The following is a 17,939-nucleotide window of genomic DNA, read 5'->3' as shown; positions in this document are numbered from 1 at the left end:
GGCGGGATGCGTTAGGTTAGCGACCGCCGAGTTCGGCGGTGAAACTGCGAATGAGATATCGTTGCATGAGATAAGACAGGATGAGAAGCGGCCCCATCGCGACGATGCCAATGGCGCCGAGCTGACCCCAGTTCGGCTCTTGAAAGAGAAAGAAGTCCGCCAGTGCCTTGGGTAAGGTGATGACATGATCGCCTGTCAGGACGAGTGAGAATAGAAATTCATTCCAGGCGAACATCATGCTCAGGATACCGGCGGTCGTGATGCCAGGCGCCGATAGCGGCAGCAGGATGTCGCGGAACATCCAATGCCATGGTGCGCCATCGACGCGGGCCGCATCTTCGTATGAGCGTGGGATCTGGCGAATGAACTCGGCGAGAAGCCAGATCACCAGGGGCAGGTTCATGAAGGTATAGGCCAGGATCAGGCCCACGTAGGTGTCATACAGACCGAGCTTTTGAAACATCAGATAGAAGCCGATCACCGGCACGATGGGCGGCAGCATACGGAGCGAGAGAATGGTGAAACTCAATTGGCCATGCGGGGCGAACCGACGCGCAAGCGCATAGGCCGCCGGAAACCCCAGGATAAGACAAAGAATGGTCGAAGATGTCGCAACAATCAGGCTGTCCCGGATGCCCCGGCCACCGCCAACCGACCAACCGGCTGAGAAGTTGACCAGCGTGGGATGGATGGGAAGCAGCGTCGGCGGGCTCGAAAACAGCTCGCCGTATGGCTTGAACGCGGTGATAAGCAGCCACACGATCGGGGCGAGGCAGAAGATGACGAGAAGGATCAAAGCGGTGTGACGCAGCGCGGTGCCAACGAGGCCCGTCGTTTCCACGGCTGTCTTCGGGGGCGCGGCCGCTCTCTGCGTGATCGCGCTCATCGCGCAGCCTCCTTGGTGACCTTGGGTGCGAGATCACGCTTCGCGACGAACTTCAGAATGAGCATGGTGCCCAGCGTCAACAAGATGAGCTGTATGATGCTCAACGCGCCCGAGCGGCCGAACTCGAATCGGCCGAAACCAAGATCATAGGTGTAGTAAGCGAGATTCTGGGTGATCGTGCCAGGTCCGCCGCGCGTCAGGATATAGATGATATCGAAGACCTTGAAGCTGTCGATGAATCGCAACACGAAGGCGACTGCGAAGTAGGGCAGCAGCATAGGGGTAACGACATGGAAAAATGTCTGCACTGCGCTGGAACCATCGACCTTCGCCGCTTCATAAACTCGGGACGGGATGGAGCGGAGTCCGGCGAGCAGGATGACCATGACGAGCGGTGTCCATTGCCAGATATCGACCAGTACAAGGGTTGGTAGCGCCCAAACGGGGGACTGCGCCCAGGCCGGCGGTGAAAAGCCCATGCCCTTGAGCAGAGCATTGAGCGGTCCATAGATCGGATTGAGAAAAAGCTCCCACGCAAAGCCGACGACGATCGGCGCCAACATCATCGGCGTCAGTAGCAACGATGCATAAAGCTCACGTCCGCGCGTGACGCCGTTGAGCAGGAGAGCGACACCAAGACCGATCAGCAGTTGCAGCGGTACGCTGATGAGCGCAAAGGCGGCGGTAATGGCCAGGCTATGCCAGAAGCGGGCGGTCTTGAGCAGGGCTTCGAAGTTCCCCAAACCGACCCAATGGATCGGCACTGGAATCGCCATTTGGTAGGAGGTAAACGAGGCATAGATCAGGTAGCAGAAAGGCCAGATAGCGAAGACTGCGAGAAATACCAAAGCCGGCCCTAGTAAAAGCAGCGTGCCGCGGTCGCCGCTACCTTTGGCGGCGCGGGGCTTTCCCCCGCGCTTTCTGGGCCGTCCATAGCCAATGGTCACATCGCTCATAAACTGCTTCCGAGACGCTAGGTCCAGTATCCGTTCTTCACCATGCGAGCGCGGTATTCGGCATAATGAGCGATCTGCAAATCGCGACCATAGGTTTCGGTGGTGTCTTCGAACTCGCTCGAAATGGCCTGCAAGGCGTCCATCGGCGTGACTTGGCCGTTGATGGCCGCTTGCACATGCTGGATGATGGAACTCATGTATTGATTGGTCCCCGGAATGGAGATGTCGAGGTAGACTTTGGGGTTGCGGAGGGCCGCGAGCCCGGTCTGCGCAAAATTATCCGCAAGACCGGAAGCTGCCGCCATCGGGAAAGTGTCCTTCGGGCTCTCGAACATGCTGACGCGCCACGGATCCATCAGCGACTGCGTAAATGTTTCCGCAACCCAGCGGGTCGCGTTGGCCGATTGTTGAATCCACGCAATAGCGGCAAACGCTCCCTTCTTGTTGGGCGAATTGGCGGCGATACCCATGGCGCGACCATAAGGCAGCATCGTTACCCCGCCCCAGCTCTGGGCACATTTGACAGTGTTGGCGACTTTGGAAATCGCCGGGTCGGAGGCACCCTTGGCCATGTCCGTCCACCAATTCGCCTGCGCAATATGGCCCGCGAAATAGAGTTGCCGGCCGACATCCCATGGCATTGCCTTGGCAAGGTCCTTCGGCATGAAAGCGGTAATTTCGATATAGCGGCGGATAGCCTCCTCGCCCATGTCATTGGCAATCTGCGGCTTCATCTGCGCATCGAAGACTTCGCCATAGTTAACCCCCTTCTCGGCGCCGATCTGAACGAAATGGTTCATGAAGAAGGCATAGACGAAGAAGTTTGTTACCTCGATGGCGCCGTAGAGGTTGTTAGCTGGGCGGGTAAAAAACTCTGCGATATCCCGATATTGCTTGTAAGTTTTGGCCGGGGCGAGGTCATATCCGTATTTAGTCTTGAAAGCGGCCATTTCGGCTGGCGCCTCAAATAGGTCGCTGCGGTAGGTATCGATAAAAAGGTCACCGTCGATGGTAATGCCCACCAGCTTGTTTTGATAGTAGTTCAGCAGTTGGAATGGCTTGGCGACATCCGAGAAATTGAGCGCGGACAGCGACCCGACATCCTCGAGCGGGGTCAGGTAAGGGCCGAAGTCACCTGCAAAGTTCTGCCAGAAATCGAAGGTATCGAATCGTCCATTGCCTTGCCGCAGGGACAGGAGATTTTGGTCGTACATATTACCGAGCGGGTATGACTCAAAATCAATCGTCAGCCCCGTCGCCGCCTTGAACTCCGGCGCGAATGTCTTGAGGATCGGCGTGAACGCACCACTGTCGAGACCAACGCGCACGGTTCCACTCGCGGACTGCGCCGACGCGGTCTTTACCAAACCGGTAAAGGTTCCAAGCGTTGCAACCGCACCGAAGATCGATGCCCGGCGCAGCAACTCACGCCGTTCTATCAAACCATGGGTGTCGATTTCACTCAACTGCTCCGCCGCGAAATGCTCCGCGGACCGCTGCTTCGAAACGCCCATCCTGTTTCTCCCCGTGCCGCTGCCTCTTATGGGTGCGGCTTATTTTTCTTGCTTACCGAAGATTGATCTTTTCGGTTGGCGAATTGCCTCGTTAAGCAATACAATAGCACCCGGAATAAGAGCACAACAAGAATATTGTACTAGATGCTTGCAGTCGAACTATTACAATTCAGCCGTCGTCCGGGTTATCGCCAGATCGTCGACGTCATCGCGGCGGCGATCGAGACCGGCCGTTTTCTGCGCGGCGCGCAACTCCCGACGCAGCGGGATTTGGCGCATCGCATGAAAGTCGCAGTGGCGACGGTCGGCCGCGCCTATGCGGAGTTGGACGCCCGTGGACTGATCACTAGCCATGTCGGACGCGGCACCTTCGTCACGGGCTTTGCAATCGTCGACGGCAGGCAGCATACCGTACAGGCGGGCCTGGAGAGCAGCCCGATCGACATGGCCGCTTATCGTGTTCCGGTGCCGCCCTTCGGCGGGGAGATCATGCGAGGGGTGCTGACGGACCTCGCTGCCAGGGACCCTGCCCTGATCCTCGGCAGCGCCCCCACGCCTGGCCTGGAGCGCCACAGGACCGTGCTGGCGCGGTGGCTGAAGCGCCAGGGTGTCACGGCCTCAGCCGAGCAAGTGACCATCACCAATGGTGGCCAACATGCGACCATGGCCGCACTCTGTACCCTTACCCATCACGGCGATCTGATTGCGACTGAGGAGTTGACAGATCCGCGCATGAAAGCCGTCGCGAGCTATCTTGATCGGCGACTGCTCGGAATCGCCTGCGACGAAGACGGCATGATCCCAGAGGCTTTTGAAAAAAGCTGTCGTGAGCATCGTATTGCCGTGCTCTATTGCGCGCCGCGCCTCCAAAACCCGTTCAATGTCATCCTGCCGGCCGAGCGACGCGCGGCGCTGGTCGATATCGCGCGGCGCTACGACATGCCGATCATCGAAAACGATATTTATGGCACGATCCTGGACGACCCGATTCCGCCCATCTTTTCATTGGCGCCGGAGCGCACTTACTACCTGACCAGCCTCGGCCGGATTACCGGCCCGGGCATGAAGATCGGGTGTCTGGTCTCCCCTCCCGACCAGGCATCGCGCGGCCAGGCAGGCGTTGGCATGTCAACGGGGACCGCGACATTGATGTGCGCTGAAGTAGCGGTAGCTCTGATCGAGGGCGGCCATCTGGACCGAATGACGGAGTGGCAGAGGGAGGAGAACCGGCAGCGCGTCGATCTGCTCACAACATTCCGTCACCTCTCCGCCGCCCGGATGCACCCTGCTAGCCCCCATGCCTGGCTGTCTCTGCCCAGCCCCTGGCGGGCAGAGGATTTCGTGGATGCGGCGGCCAGACGCGGCGTGATTGTCGCGCCCACGCATGGTTTTGTGGCCGATCGCCGATCGATCCCCCATGCCGTGCGGCTATGTTTCGGCGCACCCGCGACGATCGATCTCGTCGAGGCGGCGTTCCGCCATCTCGACCGTCTGCTGTCGAACGCGCCGCGGTCGAGTGTGGAGGCGGCGTGATGAACGATCATCACAGCTCGGCGGGATCCGTCATCATCTTCGGCGCCGGCGGTGTCGTGGGCCGTGCAGCTTTGCACATGTTCGAGGCCTTGTCGCACTGGCGCGTCACGGGCGTTTCTCGCCGCACCCCAGGTTTTGCCACGAGCGCGGAGTGGTTGCCGCTTGACCTGACGAATGCCGAAGATTGCAAGGCCGCGCTGCGGTCGCGCGCTGGCGATGTGACCCATGTCGTCTATTGCGCGCTTTATGAGGAACGCGATCTGGTCGCCGGCTGGACGGAGCGCCGGCAGATCGACGTCAATCTCGCCATGCTTCGCAATGCGCTGCAACCCTTGCTCGGTGAAAGCTCATCGCTGCGGCATGTCACTCTGCTGCAAGGCACGAAGGCTTATGGCGTGCACCACGGCCCCTACAAGATGCCCGCGAAGGAGAGCGATCCGCGCTTCATCGCCTCGAACTTCTACTATGAGCAGGAAGACCTGCTCCGGGCGCTGCCTGTCGCTTACACCGTGCTTCGACCGCAGATCGTCTGCGGATTCGCCCTCGGCAATCCGATGAACGCCGTCACCGCCATCGGCACCTATGCCGCGATCTGCCAGGAACTTGGGCAGCCGCTGCGTTTTCCGGGGGGCGCCCCCTGCTTTCAGGAAGCGGTCGATGCGCGGCTTCTGGCCAAGGCCATTCTATGGGCCGGCCAAACTCCGAGCTGCGCCGGCGAGATATTCAACATCGCCAATGGCGACTGCTTTTCCTGGCCGACGCTATGGCCGGTATTCGCCAACCGCTTCGGCCTTAGCGTCGGCCACGCACACCCTTTCTCCATGGCCGCCGTTATGGCGGATAAAGGTCCCGTCTGGGACCGCATCGTGCACAAGCATGATTTGCAGCGCCTGAGCTACGGCGAGATCGTCCATTCCTGGAATTTTCTCGACTACCTTTTGCGTCAAGGCAGCACGGTTCCGCGTCACTCGCTGGTCTCCACGATCAAGGCACGCAAGCACGGCTTTCACGATTGCGCCGACACTGAGGAGATGTTCGACGAGATTCTCGCCCATCTCCAGGATACAGGGGTTTTGCCTGGTCGTTAGTTACGACGCTGCCCTCTCGACGATCATTGCAATCCCCTGCCCGCCGCCGATGCACATGGTCACTAAGCCGTAGCGACCGCCGATGCGTTGCAGCTCGTACAAAACCTTCACCAGCAAAATTGCGCCGGTGGCGCCGATCGGATGGCCGAGGGCGATCGCGCCGCCGTTCGGATTGGTCCTTTCGGGCGGAAACGCCAGTTCCGCTGCGACGGCACAGGCCTGCGCCGCGAAAGCCTCATTCGATTCGATGGTGTCCATGTCAGCAATCGTGAGATCTGCGCGTACCATCACCTTGCGCACGGCGTCGATCGGCCCCAGGCCCATGACCTTGGGATCGACGCCCGCATGGGCATAGGCAACAATCCGCGCCATGGCCACACAGCCCGCTTGCTGAGCGGCATCGGCCTCCATCAGCAAAAGGGCGGCGGCGCCATCATTGATGCCGGAGGAGTTGCCCGCCGTTACGCTGCCGGCGGGATCGAAGGCGGGTTTGAGTTTGCTCAACCCGTCCATGTCGATATCCGCGCGGACATGCTCATCGGTGTCGAACAACACCGTGCCTTTCCGGGTTTTCAGTTCGACGGGCAGGATCTGGCTGCGAAAACGCCCTTCCGCGATGGCACTGGCCGCGCGACGATGGCTTTCCGCTGCGAACTGGTCTTGCGCTTGGCGGCTGACACCGCATTGCCGCGCCACATTCTCCCCTGTCACGCCCATATGGCCGTGGCCAAAGGGATCCGTGAGTGCGCCCACCACCATGTCGACGGCGGTCGTATCGCCCATCTTGACGCCCCAGCGCGCGCCATTCAGCAGATAGCCGCCCCGACTCATACTTTCGGCACCGCCCGCAACGGCGCAGTCCGTGTCTCCCACAAGAATGCCCTGGGCGGCGGAAATCACGGCCTGCAAACCGGAACCGCATAGCCGGTTCAGCGTCAGGCATGGCACGGAGTCCGGCAGACCCGCGTCGATCGCGGCCACGCGGGAAAGATAGGCGTCACGCGGCTCGGTATGGATGACGTTCCCAAAGACGACGTGGCCGACACTATCGGGCGCGACGGCTGCACGCGCCAAGACCTCACGCAGGCACAGGGTGGCGAGTGCTGTGGGCGGAGTATCCTTGAGCGAACGACCAAACCCGCCGATGGCCGTACGAACACCAGCGACAATCATGACGTTTCGTTTTGCCATTCGGCTTTTCTTTCGAAATTGACGATTCGATTACGCCCTAGCAGTTTGAATTACGATTGCTGGTATGTTGATATCGGTTCGGAGTGGAGGCAGCGGATCCTTGCCTTCTATTTCAGGTGTCGCGAGTATCCTTCCCCATCATAGAAGCACGTTGTGCGCCCTATTGGGTCGAGTGCAATGGCGCCGCCAGTCTTTAGAGCCTGCCGAACATGGTCTCGATGCGATGACGCTGGCGGTAGAGGGTGCAGTCGTGCGGGATCGGGATTTTGCGGTTAGCTTAGGGCGGGATGCATTGGGGTGATGCCGCGTGTTGGACGGCGGATGCGCCGGCCCGCAGGTAATAACCACCATCTCGGCGGTCGTGGCCGCATCCTGTCACTCGATAGAATCATGCACATCGGTCAGTAGCGGGACGGAGGGATAAACCTCTTCCTCGGCGCCCGCTTGGCTGGGCGGATGAATGAGCCATTCCAGCCGCGCCTTGGTGGCCGCAAACGCCCCTGAGGCCAGATGTTCCGCCCGGCGAGGACGTTCCAGCGGGACCTCGATCACTTCGTTCAACCGGCCGGGATGGGCGGAGAGGACAATGATCCGGTCTGCCAAAAAGATGGCCTCGTCGAGATCATGCGTGATGAACACCACGGTGATATCGACATTTTTCCAGATATCCAGAAGGTAGGATTGCATGCGCGCCCTTGTTTGCGCATCCAGCGCGGAGAAAGGCTCGTCCATCAGCAGGACCCGCGGGCGGTTGGCAAGGGCGCGAACAATGGCGACTCGCTGCTTCATGCCGCCGGAAAGTTGGTGCGGATACGCATTCGCGAATTTCTCAAGACCGATCAGGCCAAGCCATTCATCCGCCTGTCGCCCGGCCTCGGCGCGGCTGACCGTGTTCATGCGCAAGCCAAACATCACGTTCTTGCGCACCGTCAGCCATGGAAACAGCGTGTAGCCTTGAAAGACCATGCCACGGTCGCGTCCGGGTCCCTTCACCTGGTGGCCATCCACCAGCACCTGGCCGTGGCTGGGCGTCTCCAGCCCCGCCAGGATGCGCACCAATGTCGATTTGCCGCAGCCCGACGGACCAATAATGCAGAGGAATTCGCGCCGATGCGCGGCGAAAGAGATGTCCTCCAATGCGCTGACCTGGCCTTGTCCGCTTTGAAACGTCTTGCTCAGGCCGTCGACCTGCAAGATGACGTCACGCGCTTTCATCCGGTTCAGACGCTCGACCACCGCCGAAGATTGATCGAGATAGGATAGGGTTTGCGACATCCCGCGCGTCCTCTTGCCATTCGTCTCAGATGTTGCCGCGATCCCAAGGGAAGAGCTTACGGCCAAGGGCTGCAAGAACCAGGTCCGTCCCCAAGCCCAGAATGCCGATCATGGCGATGGCCGCGTAGACATTGGCATAGTGCTGGTAGCGTGCCTGTTGGGTAATAAAAAGGGAAATGCCCGTCGTCGCACCGATCAGCTCGGCCACGATCAGATAGGTCCAGGCCCAACCAAGCAGAATTCGCTGATCACGATAAAGGTCCGGCAAGACGCTGGGGACAATCACGTGGGTCAGCAGGCGAAGATTCTTCGAACCCAAGGTGAGGGCGGCCTCGACCAGCGAGAAGTCGGATTTGCGCGTCGTATTGGCGATGATCAAGATTTGCTGGAACAAGGTGCCGATGACGATAATGGCAATCTTCGGCCCGGAATAGATGCCGAGCACTGCGACCGCCAGCGTGCCGAAGGCCGGCGCCGGAAGATAGCGGAAGAATTCGACGAAAGGCTCGACCAGTCGCGCCATGCCGCTATGCGCGCCGCAGAAAAGGCCGAGCGGCACACCGATGAGCGAGGAGATGACAAAACCCCAGAAGATTGTCTGAATACTCATCCAAAGACTCTGATGCAGCCACAACCCGTTCTGGTCAGCGGGCGGGGTCGTGAAAGACACATAAAAGGCGGCAAGAACGGCCCCGGGAGATGGCAGATAGACCGGGTTGCACGGCTGACCAGCGGGAAGGGCGCTCTGCTGCGCCCGCGCATTGGCCAGTTCATGCGCGAAAGTTGCCTTATCAACCCGCATGCCGGGCAAGAAATAATCCACCTCGCCAGGATCGGAAATCAAAACGTCCGGGTGCCAGATGAAGGGCAGGTAGCTGACGGCGGACCACACAGCAATGGGCAACACAAAAGACAGCGCCGCGAGCAGAACGCGCAGGCGCCGGGTGAGCGGCGCACGCACGCGGAACCACTGCCCGGGCGCAACTTTAGGGGAGACGGAGGCGGCCTCGGAGGTCGGACGCGTCATGACGTCCGAGACCTGTGACACTCAGTTGCCCTCCTTATAGCCTTCGATCATGGACGCATCGATATACTCGGCGATGTTTTGCGGGGTCTTGTAGACGCCGTTGCGGACATTGAAGGCATCGGCATTCGCATCGGAGCCGTAGATGGACGACAGCAGGTCACTTTTCTTGAAGGCAGCGCGGGCTTCGGCGAGGCTCAGCAAATGCGTGCCCTTCACATAGCGCTGATAGATCTGCGGTGTGACGCCGTCACGCGCCGCCATGATCCTGATCGCATCGTCATGGGTTTTAGGGTCGTTGACATAGCCGAGAAGGCGATACCAGATCTGAATAACCTTCATCCAGGCCTGCGGATTTTCCTTCAGGCTGATGGGTGACACCGCAAGTCCGTCGAAAATCAGCCCAGGCGCCTGGGCTGAGGTATAGATCGCGCGTGAACCGGGAAGCGCCATGCGCGCCTGATCGGCGATCGGCTGCCATACCCCGATCGCCGCGACAGCGCCCGAGCCCAGCACCTGTGGCGTGTTATTGGTAACGCTATTCACCAAAGTGACAGCGCTGAGCGACATGCCATTGGCCTTGAGCGCATGTTCAAGCAACAGATGCTCGACCACGCCGACTTCGATACCGACTTTCTGTCCGGCCAGATCCTTGATGCTGGTAATGCCCGGCTTGCCGATGATCTGGTCATTGCCGCTGGAATAGTCGGTCAGCATGATCAAGACATTCTTCGCACCATTGGCACCGGTGGACAGACCATCGCCGTTGGCGACGAAGTCGCCATCAAGCTTGCCGGCGGCAAACGCATTCAGGGAGGCCGAATAGTCGAACCACTGCATCGTGACATCGACGCCGGCTTCCTTGAACCAGCCTTTGTCGATGGCGATCTGCCATGGGGTCCATCCTGGCCAATCGGAAAAGCCGATGCGCAAGGGCGTGGCCGCCTTCACCGGGGTGACGGCGCTCCCGAGAGCAAGCGCTGCCAGGGCAAACATCGTCGCAATGCGGGATACTGACTTCATGAAAACCTCATTCCTTGCGCTGAAGAATGTTGAACGACACGAATTGCTAAGAAGCAAAAACGATGCCACCGCGACGCCTGACGATGGAACGCGTGGTAACGTTTCAAAGCCTTGCGGACTCATGCCGCAATCACGCCAATCCGTTGCCCCGCGCGCACAAGCTGCCCCTTTTCGACCGACAGACTATGCACAATTCCAGCCGTCGGGCTGCGCACCTGCACTTCCATCTTCATCGACTCGATGATCATCACCGGGTCGCCGGCGGCAATCTTCGTACCTGGCACCACCAAAATCTGCCAGACGCTGCCCGGCACAGGGGATGCGACGGCGCGCTGCCCCGCGCCAAGCGGGGCCTCGTCCGGCGGGGGAGGTGCTTCACGCTCCTCGAAACGATGCAGGCCTCGTGCTACCCAATCGGCACGCTCCGCCGCGAAAGCCGCGCGTTGTGTGTCTTGGAAGGCGTCGATCGATGCGGCATTCTCCGCACAGAAGCTTCGGTATTGCGCGAGCGAGAAGCTTTGTTCCTCGATCCTGATGTCGTATTTTCCGTGCAGGAATTTGTCGCGCGCCGCGTCGAGCGCCTCAGCCGTCACTTCGAAAAAGCGGATCTGGTCGAAATGGCGCAGAAGCCAGGGATGACCGGGCGCGAAGGGCGGCGTTGTGCGATGCGTGTTCCAAACTTGCAGGGTGCGGCCGAACAATTGGTAACCGCCGGGTCCCTCCATCCCATAGATGCACATATAGGCGCCACCGATGCCGACCGCATTTTGCGGTGTCCAGGGCCTGGCAGGATTGTATTTGGTTGTGACCAGCCGATGGCGCGGATCATAGGGTGTCGCCACCGGCGCACCCAGATAGACGTCGCCCAGACCCAAAACCACATAGGAGGCATCGAAGATGATACGTTTGACTGCCTCTATCGTCTCCAGCCCATTGATACGGCGGATGAATTCGATATTGTCCGGGCACCATGGCGCATCCGGCCGCGTGGTCTCCTGATATTTGCGCATCGCCAGCTGGATCAGCGGATCATTCCAGGACAACGGCAAATGGAGCGTGCGGCTTGTCACCACCATGTCATCGGCGGCCGGCAAACCGGGCAGCGTCGCCTTCACCAGGGCCAGAACGTTATCGCGTGTGACGACATCGGAGTGAAAATGAATCTGGAGGGAGCGGATACCCGGCGTCAGATCGATGATGCCTGGCACAGCCTGTGCGGCCAGGGCATCGCGCAGCGCTTGCACCCGCAGCCTGAGTTCGAAATCCAGCACCTGCTCGCCGAATTCGATCAGAATATTCTCATCTCCCGCGCGACGGATGACGATATCGCCCTCCCGGCTGAGGATCGCAGGCTCGGTATCGGCACGGATGAAGCGCAGTCTGTCGCCTGGCTTGAGCTGTCCCATTTTCCAAAGATCGGCCTTGGTGATGACGGCAGGACAGACAAAGCCGCCGAGTGACGGACCATCGGGGCCAAGCAGGATTGGCATGTCACCGGTGAAGTCGATCGCGCCTACCGCATAGGCATTGTCATGAATATTGGACGGATGCAGCCCGGCGTCCCCGCCATCGCGGCGCGCCCAGGCCGGTTTGGGTCCAATCAGGCGCACGCCAGTGCGGGCAGAATTATGATGCACCTCATAGGTCGACGAGAAAATGGTCTCGATATCCGCGTCCTGGAAAAAGTCCGGCGCGCCATGCGGGCCATAGCGGACGGCAATCTCCCAGTCATGGGTGAGCGCACAAATGTCGGGTTGCTCTGGCGTGCCGGTGGGGCCATGGGCCAGACGCAGCGTATCCCCCGCCTTCAGCACGCCGCCATTATGTCCGCCGAACCCGCCGAGGCTGAAGGTGGCGGTACTGCCAAGATAGGCGGGCGCCGCGATGCCGCCCTTCACCGCCAGATAGCTGCGCTGTCCCGGCCCCCTGATGGCGCCGAGACTGACGATCTGCCCCGCTGACACCGCAACCGCCTGATGATGCGGAAGGCTGATGCCGTCGAGCCGCGCCTCCATCATCGCGCCGGTCAGCGCAATCGTGGCCGGCGCAAAAAACTTCAGGGTCGGACCGGTCAACGTGAGTTCCAGGGCTGTGGTGCCTGGGGCATTGCCCAGCAAGGCGTTGGCCGCCGCGAAACTCCGGCGATCCATCGGGCCGCTCGGCGGTATCCCGACCTCCCAAAAACCAAGACGGCCGGGGAGACTTTGCAGAGAGGATTGCGCACCGCCATCGAGCACGGCGATGCTCTCAGCCTGATAGGCGCAATGCGCCAGGGTTGTCGTCGTCATCATGCCGGCGCGGAACTCCGGCACATCAAGCAGCGCGGCACAATAGTGGAGATTGGTTTCAATGCCGCTGATCTCAGCGGCCGCAAGGCCAGACTGCAAAGCCGCAATCGCCGCGTCGCGGGTATCGCCGGTGGCAATGAACTTGGCGATCATCGGATCGTAGAAGGGTGAAACCGTTACCCCTGACTCCACCCAGGTGTCCACGCGCAAGCCGGGTGGTGCGCGGAAGTGGGTGATCACGCCACTGGACGGCCGGAAATCCTCTTCCGGTATTTCGGCATAGATCCGCGCTTCGATCGCGGTTCCCTGTGCGCGCAGGCTGCTCTGTTCGGGCAACACGAAGTCTCCCGCCGCTTGCGCGATCATCCATGCGACGAGATCGACGCCGAAGACCGCCTCCGTGACGCCATGTTCCACCTGCAGGCGGGTATTGACCTCCAGGAAATAGAATTGCTCCGCCGCCGCGTCATAGACGAATTCGACGGTACCGGCGGATTCGTAAGCGACCGAGGTAGCGAGCGCGATGGCCGCGTCCTGCATCCGGTCCAGCGTGGCAGTCGCCACATTGGGGGGTGGCGCCTCCTCGATAATCTTCTGGTTGCGCCGCTGCAAGGAACAATCCCGCGCGCCTAAAGCCACGACCTTGCCTGTGCCATCGCCAAAAATTTGCACTTCGATATGCCGGGCTGCAGCGACATAGCGCTCCAGAAAAAGAGCGGCATTGCCAAAGTTGTTGGCGGCCAGGCGACCGATGCTGTCGAATGTCTGTTCCAGGTCCTGCGCTGTATGGCAAAGAACCATGCCGATGCCGCCGCCGCCCGCCGAGCTTTTGAGCATGACGGGATAGGTGATGCGCGCGGCTTCCTGCAGAGCCTCGTCCACGCTCGCGAGCAACCCCGAACCGGGCAGCATCGGCACGCCGGCCTGCTGGGCCAAGGCGCGGGCGGTATGTTTGAGGCCGAAATCCCGCAACTGCGCCGGGCCCGGGCCGATAAAGACGATGCCTTCCGCGGCCAGCCGCTCCGCGAATTCGACGCGTTCCGATAAAAACCCATAGCCCGGATGCACCGCGTCCGCGCCCGTCGCCTTGCAGGCCGCGATGATCGCCGCGATGTTGAGATAGCTTTGGGCGGCCGGTGCGGGGCCGATGGGCACCGCCTCATCCGCCGCCAGCACACCCGGCGCAAAGCGATCCGGCTCGGCATAAACCGCGACGGACGCGATCTTCATCGCCCGCAGCGTCTTGCAGATACGAACCAGAATCTCGCCGCGGTTGGCGATCAGTACTTTTTTGAACATCGGCGTGATGACTTCAAGTGTCTGAGATGATGATGCGGATGGGTGTCGGCCGGAAACCGTTGCAGGGATTGTTGACCTGCGGACAGTTGGAGATGAGTACAAGCACATCCATCTCCGCCCGTAATGCGATCTCGCCACCGGGTTCCGATACGCCGTCATCGACCGTCAGCTCGCCATTCGGGCGGATCGGCACATTCATGAAGAAGTTCACGTTAGAGACGAGATCGCGCTTGCCCATGCCGTATTTGGCAAGCTCGGTCAGGAAATTTTCCCGGCAGGCATGCATGAACCGCGTTTCATGTCCGAAGCGCACGGTATTGGCTTCGCAGGAACACGCCCCGGCCGAGGTGTCATGGAAACCGCAGCTATCCGCGACCAGTGTCAGCATGGCGCGGCCTTCGTTGCTGCGGAGCACGGAACCGGTTTGCAGATAGTAGGGACCGCCGCTTGAAGCCTGCGCGGCCAGCGTGTCCTGGGCCGAATAACGCTCGGAGCGATCCTGCGCGTTATAGAACAACGCATCCACCGCCTGCTGCCCTTCCAGGTCGATGATACGCATGATTTGTCCGGCCTTGAGCGTCGCAGAAAAGGGCGCGCGGGCAGGCAAGGTTATGTCCAGGATCGCGGTCATCAGGAAAACGCCTCATCGGTGTTGATGAATCCGCGCACGGCCTCTTCCGTGAAATGCCGGCACAGATCATCCTCTGCCGGTGGCCGATGGGCGATCGCGATGCTGATCGGGCCGGTGGCGGCCGTAACAGGGCTCAGCGCATGGGGCGTGTTGGACAGCGCGACCAGCACATTCTGCTCCGCCCGCAATTCCACCATCGCGCCGGACGCGGCTGCGGCATGATACTGGAAACGCCCGGTCTCATCGGTCGCGATATGCGAAAACAGGCTGACCGCCGGAGCCAGATCCCGCCGCGTCAGGCCAAACTTGGCGCCGGCCAAGCGCAGGTTGTCGCGGCCATTGGCGCCGGTCCCGGCCTGGGCCGGGCCGTTGGGACCGATGATACTGTCATGCCCCGCGCTGGTATCGGCGGTGATGGAAGCGAGCACCCGCCCCATATCGGAGAACAGCACGCGCCCGGTGGTGAGTGTGGTGGTCCATTGCAGCTTCACCGTGTCACCCGCGTTGTAACGCTCGGAGACGTCATCCGCATTCCACAGGAACAGCGCCGCGCCGGGCGTGCCGGAGTCATTCGTGATGCGCAGCACGTCAAACCGCTTGAGGCGGAGGGCCACATAGGCGCCCGGCGGCACGGTCTCGGTTTTAAGCGGCTTTTCCAGCGGCTGCGGGGCGGTGACGGAGGGCGGCAGGGCGGTCGCCGCGCGCCGCCTTGCGGCCTCCTGCAAAGCCAGATAGCGGGCGCGGTATTGCGCGGGCGTCAGCGTGTTGAGATCAAGCATCGGCTTGCTCGGACTGAGCACAGGCTGGGGATTGCTGAAGACGGGCAAGGCGGATCGGCATGAAAGACCCTCATCGTTGAAACAAACGCTTCATTGATGCGAGGGTACGATTGGAGAGCTGATGCGTACCCACGCATCCGTGCTCTCCCGGGCTTTTGTCCCGCCGTGCATCTTGCGGATGTCTCCCGCAAGACCGCAGCTCTCGGACCAGCGCCAGCGCGTTACGCCGACCGGAACCCTAGCTGCCTGATAGGAGTTGTAAGCAAAGCCCGTGCCATGACCATGATGAGCTGACGAGGGGCGTCACGGCCCAACATCCGCTGCAAGCGCCCGGATTTTGGGCAATTGCCCAAAACCCTAGCACCTGTCGTGGGGCGTCGGACGGCGGCTCACAGCGTCAGGCCGTAGCGGTCCAATTTGCGATACAGCGTGCTGCGCGAAATACGCAGCGATCGCGCCGCCTCCGCCAGGTTGCCGTGGCACTGCCGCATCGCCTCGACGATGGCGGCGCGCTCGGCATCCTCCAGGCTGGCGCCCTTCGCGTCAGCGACCGAAGGCAAGATCGCGTGCAGGGAAAAATGTTCGAGCAATCCCGCCGCTTCCGCCGGGGAGACGGCTTCCGGTTCGGGCATCAGCAACAGGCTTTCCACCATATTGCGCAGCTCACGGACATTGCCGGGCCAATCATAGTCGCGCAGCATCGCCATCACGTCCTCGCCGAACTGCCGCTCAGGCACCGCGTGCCGCGCCGCCAGCTGCCGGTTGAAATGCGCGACGAGCAGATCGATGTCCCCGTCGCGATCCCGCAAGGGCGGCGGCTGAAGGCGCGTCACGCTCAGCCGGTGATAGAGATCGCGGCGGAACCGCCCGGCCGCGACCTCATCCAGCAGGTGGCGGTTGGTCATGGCGACCAGCCGCACATCGACGGGATGCGGCTGCCCGCTGCCGAGCCGGTAGACCACACCATCCTCCAACACGCGCAGCAGGAAGGATTGCAGGTCGAGCGGCATCTCCCCGATTTCGTCGAGACAGAGGGTGCCGCCATGCGCCTGCTCGAACCGGCCGACCGCGCCGCCGGCCGTGGCGCCGGTGAAGGCGCCGCGCACATAGCCGAACAGCTCGCTAGCCAGCAGGTCCTTCACCACCGCGCCGCAGTTGAAGACGATGAAGGGGTTGCTGTCGGTCACTTCGCCATGCAGCGCCCGGGCGAATAGCTCCTTCCCGACGCCGGTTTCGCCCTCGATCAGCACCGGCACCCGCTTGCCGCGAAGCTGGCGGATGCGGGCGAGGGTCTGCTCCAACCTGGCGCTGCGGCCGATGATGGGACTGAAGCCGACCTCGGCCGGTTCCGGCGGCAGGCTGTGCAGGCGCGATGTCTCGGGAATGACCAGCACGGCCCCGATGGCGCGCCCATCCACGCGAATGACGTTGAACCAATCGGCGCACAGGGGCGCGGGCAGCGACGCGGCCCAATCCTCGACCGTGCTATCCGCACTCAGGCCGGGCAGCCGCTGACCCAGCGGCACCAGATTGGGCAATCGACCGCTGCTATGGACCAGGCGGCCTTCGCAGTCGATCGCCACCAGCCCCGCCACATCGGTGGCGGACATTCGCTCCAGGCACACTTCCAGCAGCCGCATCCGCTCCCGGCTCACCCGCGCGTTCAGCACCATTTCGATCTGCCGCGCGATGGCGACCGCCAGGCTCAGGTTGTTGCGCTGATAGGTGCTGGTGGGGCCGGAGATATCGACGACGCCGAGCACCTGCCCGGTGCCGCATTCGAAGATGGGGGCGGCGGCGCAGGTCCAGGCCTTGATGCCCTCGCAGAAATGTTCGGAGGCATGAACCTGGGCAGGCCGCCGTGTGGCGAGAGCGGTGCCGATGCCGTTGGTGCCGACCGTATCCTCCCGCCAATCGCCGCCTTGCATGAGGTGGATGGTCTGGCCGGCATCCAGCGTTTGATGATCGCCGGTGGCATCCAGCACGATGCCCTCGGGGTTGGTGAGCAGCATGAGGGAGCGGGATCCGCCGAACAGCTCGGCCGAAGTTGCGAAGACATCTGACGCCGCACCGAGCAGATCCGCATGACGCTCCCGCAGCGCCTCCATGGCGTCACCCCGCGCCGCGAGGGGGGCCGCGCGGCCGCGCGGATTGATGCCCAGTTGCTGGCTGCGCAACCAGGAGGAGACGACGAAGTTCCGCCCTGGCACGATGGCCAGCGGGTCGCCCGTGAGGAACCTTTCCCAGGCGCGCATGGTGTCGCTGCCGTCGCTGGGCAGCCGGATGTTGAACGGTCGCAAGCCCTGCGAGTCAGGCATGGGGCCTGGCATGGCTGTTCCTTCCCTGTCGCCCGCGGGGACCGCGCGCGGGTGGACGCCTGGGCGGCGCCTCTTGCTCCGGGCAGGATAGCGCCGATCGGGCGGGCAGTTCCAGCGGGAAGCGAGGGGCGTCG

Annotated in this window: 13 protein-coding genes and 1 riboswitch; of the genes, 2 read left to right on the top strand and 11 right to left on the bottom strand. The window is 61.7% G+C overall.

Annotated features, from left to right (window positions below; translation table 11 throughout):
- Positions 1 to 16 precede the first annotated feature (16 nt).
- Genes QP803_RS01670 through QP803_RS01660 form a run of 3 tightly spaced genes read right to left on the bottom strand, consistent with a single transcriptional unit; the run spans position 17 to position 3,356 of the window.
- Complete coding sequence (locus QP803_RS01670) at positions 17 to 886, bottom strand: carbohydrate ABC transporter permease (protein WP_284945947.1); 870 nt, start codon at positions 884 to 886, stop codon at positions 17 to 19.
- On the bottom strand, positions 883 to 1,842 hold the full coding sequence (locus QP803_RS01665; RefSeq protein WP_284945946.1) for a carbohydrate ABC transporter permease: 960 nt from the start codon (positions 1,840 to 1,842) through the stop codon (positions 883 to 885). Before QP803_RS01665 ends, QP803_RS01670 begins: the two co-directional genes overlap by 4 nt.
- Before the next feature lie 17 nt (positions 1,843 to 1,859).
- Positions 1,860 to 3,356 (bottom strand): ABC transporter substrate-binding protein, encoded by a 1,497-nt coding sequence (locus QP803_RS01660; protein ID WP_284945945.1) that lies wholly within the window; start codon positions 3,354 to 3,356, stop codon positions 1,860 to 1,862.
- 144 nt (positions 3,357 to 3,500) lie between these two features.
- Here QP803_RS01660 and QP803_RS01655 point away from each other — a divergent pair, with 144 nt between their 5' ends.
- Entirely contained in the window at positions 3,501 to 4,889 is a 1,389-nt protein-coding gene (locus QP803_RS01655; RefSeq protein WP_284945944.1) for an aminotransferase-like domain-containing protein, read from the top strand.
- The gene (locus tag QP803_RS01650; RefSeq protein ID WP_284945943.1) at positions 4,889 to 5,977 is read left to right on the top strand and encodes an SDR family oxidoreductase; all 1,089 of its coding nucleotides are present in this window, start codon (positions 4,889 to 4,891) and stop codon (positions 5,975 to 5,977) included. Before QP803_RS01655 ends, QP803_RS01650 begins: the two co-directional genes overlap by 1 nt.
- Here the strand turns inward: QP803_RS01650 and bktB are convergent, their stop codons facing one another.
- The 8 genes from bktB to QP803_RS01610 form a co-directional block, all read right to left on the bottom strand.
- Positions 5,978 to 7,168: a beta-ketothiolase BktB gene (bktB, locus tag QP803_RS01645; RefSeq protein ID WP_284945942.1), complete on the bottom strand. Its 1,191-nt coding sequence runs from the start codon at positions 7,166 to 7,168 to the stop codon at positions 5,978 to 5,980.
- Between the two features lie 375 nt (positions 7,169 to 7,543).
- Complete coding sequence (locus QP803_RS01640; protein WP_284945941.1) at positions 7,544 to 8,443, bottom strand: ABC transporter ATP-binding protein; 900 nt, start codon at positions 8,441 to 8,443, stop codon at positions 7,544 to 7,546.
- A gap of 25 nt (positions 8,444 to 8,468) precedes the next feature.
- A complete protein-coding gene (locus tag QP803_RS01635; RefSeq protein WP_434082908.1) occupies positions 8,469 to 9,470 on the bottom strand; it encodes an ABC transporter permease in 1,002 nt (333 codons plus the stop codon).
- A 21-nt stretch (positions 9,471 to 9,491) separates the two neighbouring features.
- On the bottom strand, positions 9,492 to 10,490 hold the full coding sequence (locus QP803_RS01630) for an ABC transporter substrate-binding protein (protein ID WP_284945939.1): 999 nt from the start codon (positions 10,488 to 10,490) through the stop codon (positions 9,492 to 9,494).
- A 119-nt stretch (positions 10,491 to 10,609) separates the two neighbouring features.
- Positions 10,610 to 14,077, bottom strand: a complete 3,468-nt coding sequence (locus tag QP803_RS01625; protein ID WP_284945938.1) for a 5-oxoprolinase/urea amidolyase family protein — start codon at positions 14,075 to 14,077, stop codon at positions 10,610 to 10,612.
- A gap of 13 nt (positions 14,078 to 14,090) precedes the next feature.
- Positions 14,091 to 14,708 (bottom strand): urea amidolyase associated protein UAAP2, encoded by a 618-nt coding sequence (locus QP803_RS01620; protein ID WP_284945937.1) that lies wholly within the window; start codon positions 14,706 to 14,708, stop codon positions 14,091 to 14,093.
- Positions 14,708 to 15,487: a DUF1989 domain-containing protein gene (locus tag QP803_RS01615; RefSeq protein ID WP_284945936.1), complete on the bottom strand. Its 780-nt coding sequence runs from the start codon at positions 15,485 to 15,487 to the stop codon at positions 14,708 to 14,710. Before QP803_RS01615 ends, QP803_RS01620 begins: the two co-directional genes overlap by 1 nt.
- 142 nt (positions 15,488 to 15,629) lie before the next feature.
- Positions 15,630 to 15,740, bottom strand: a riboswitch (guanidine-I (ykkC/yxkD leader).
- 136 nt (positions 15,741 to 15,876) lie between these two features.
- A complete protein-coding gene (locus QP803_RS01610) occupies positions 15,877 to 17,817 on the bottom strand; it encodes a sigma-54-dependent Fis family transcriptional regulator (RefSeq protein ID WP_284945935.1) in 1,941 nt (646 codons plus the stop codon).
- Positions 17,818 to 17,939 lie beyond the last annotated feature (122 nt).

Origin of the sequence: Acidisoma sp. PAMC 29798 (assembly GCF_030252425.1) — a bacterium.
Lineage (GTDB): Bacteria > Pseudomonadota > Alphaproteobacteria > Acetobacterales > Acetobacteraceae > Acidisoma > Acidisoma cladoniae.
The sequence above is the reverse complement of the archived record's forward strand: the minus strand, read 5'-3'. Positions and strand labels throughout refer to the sequence as shown.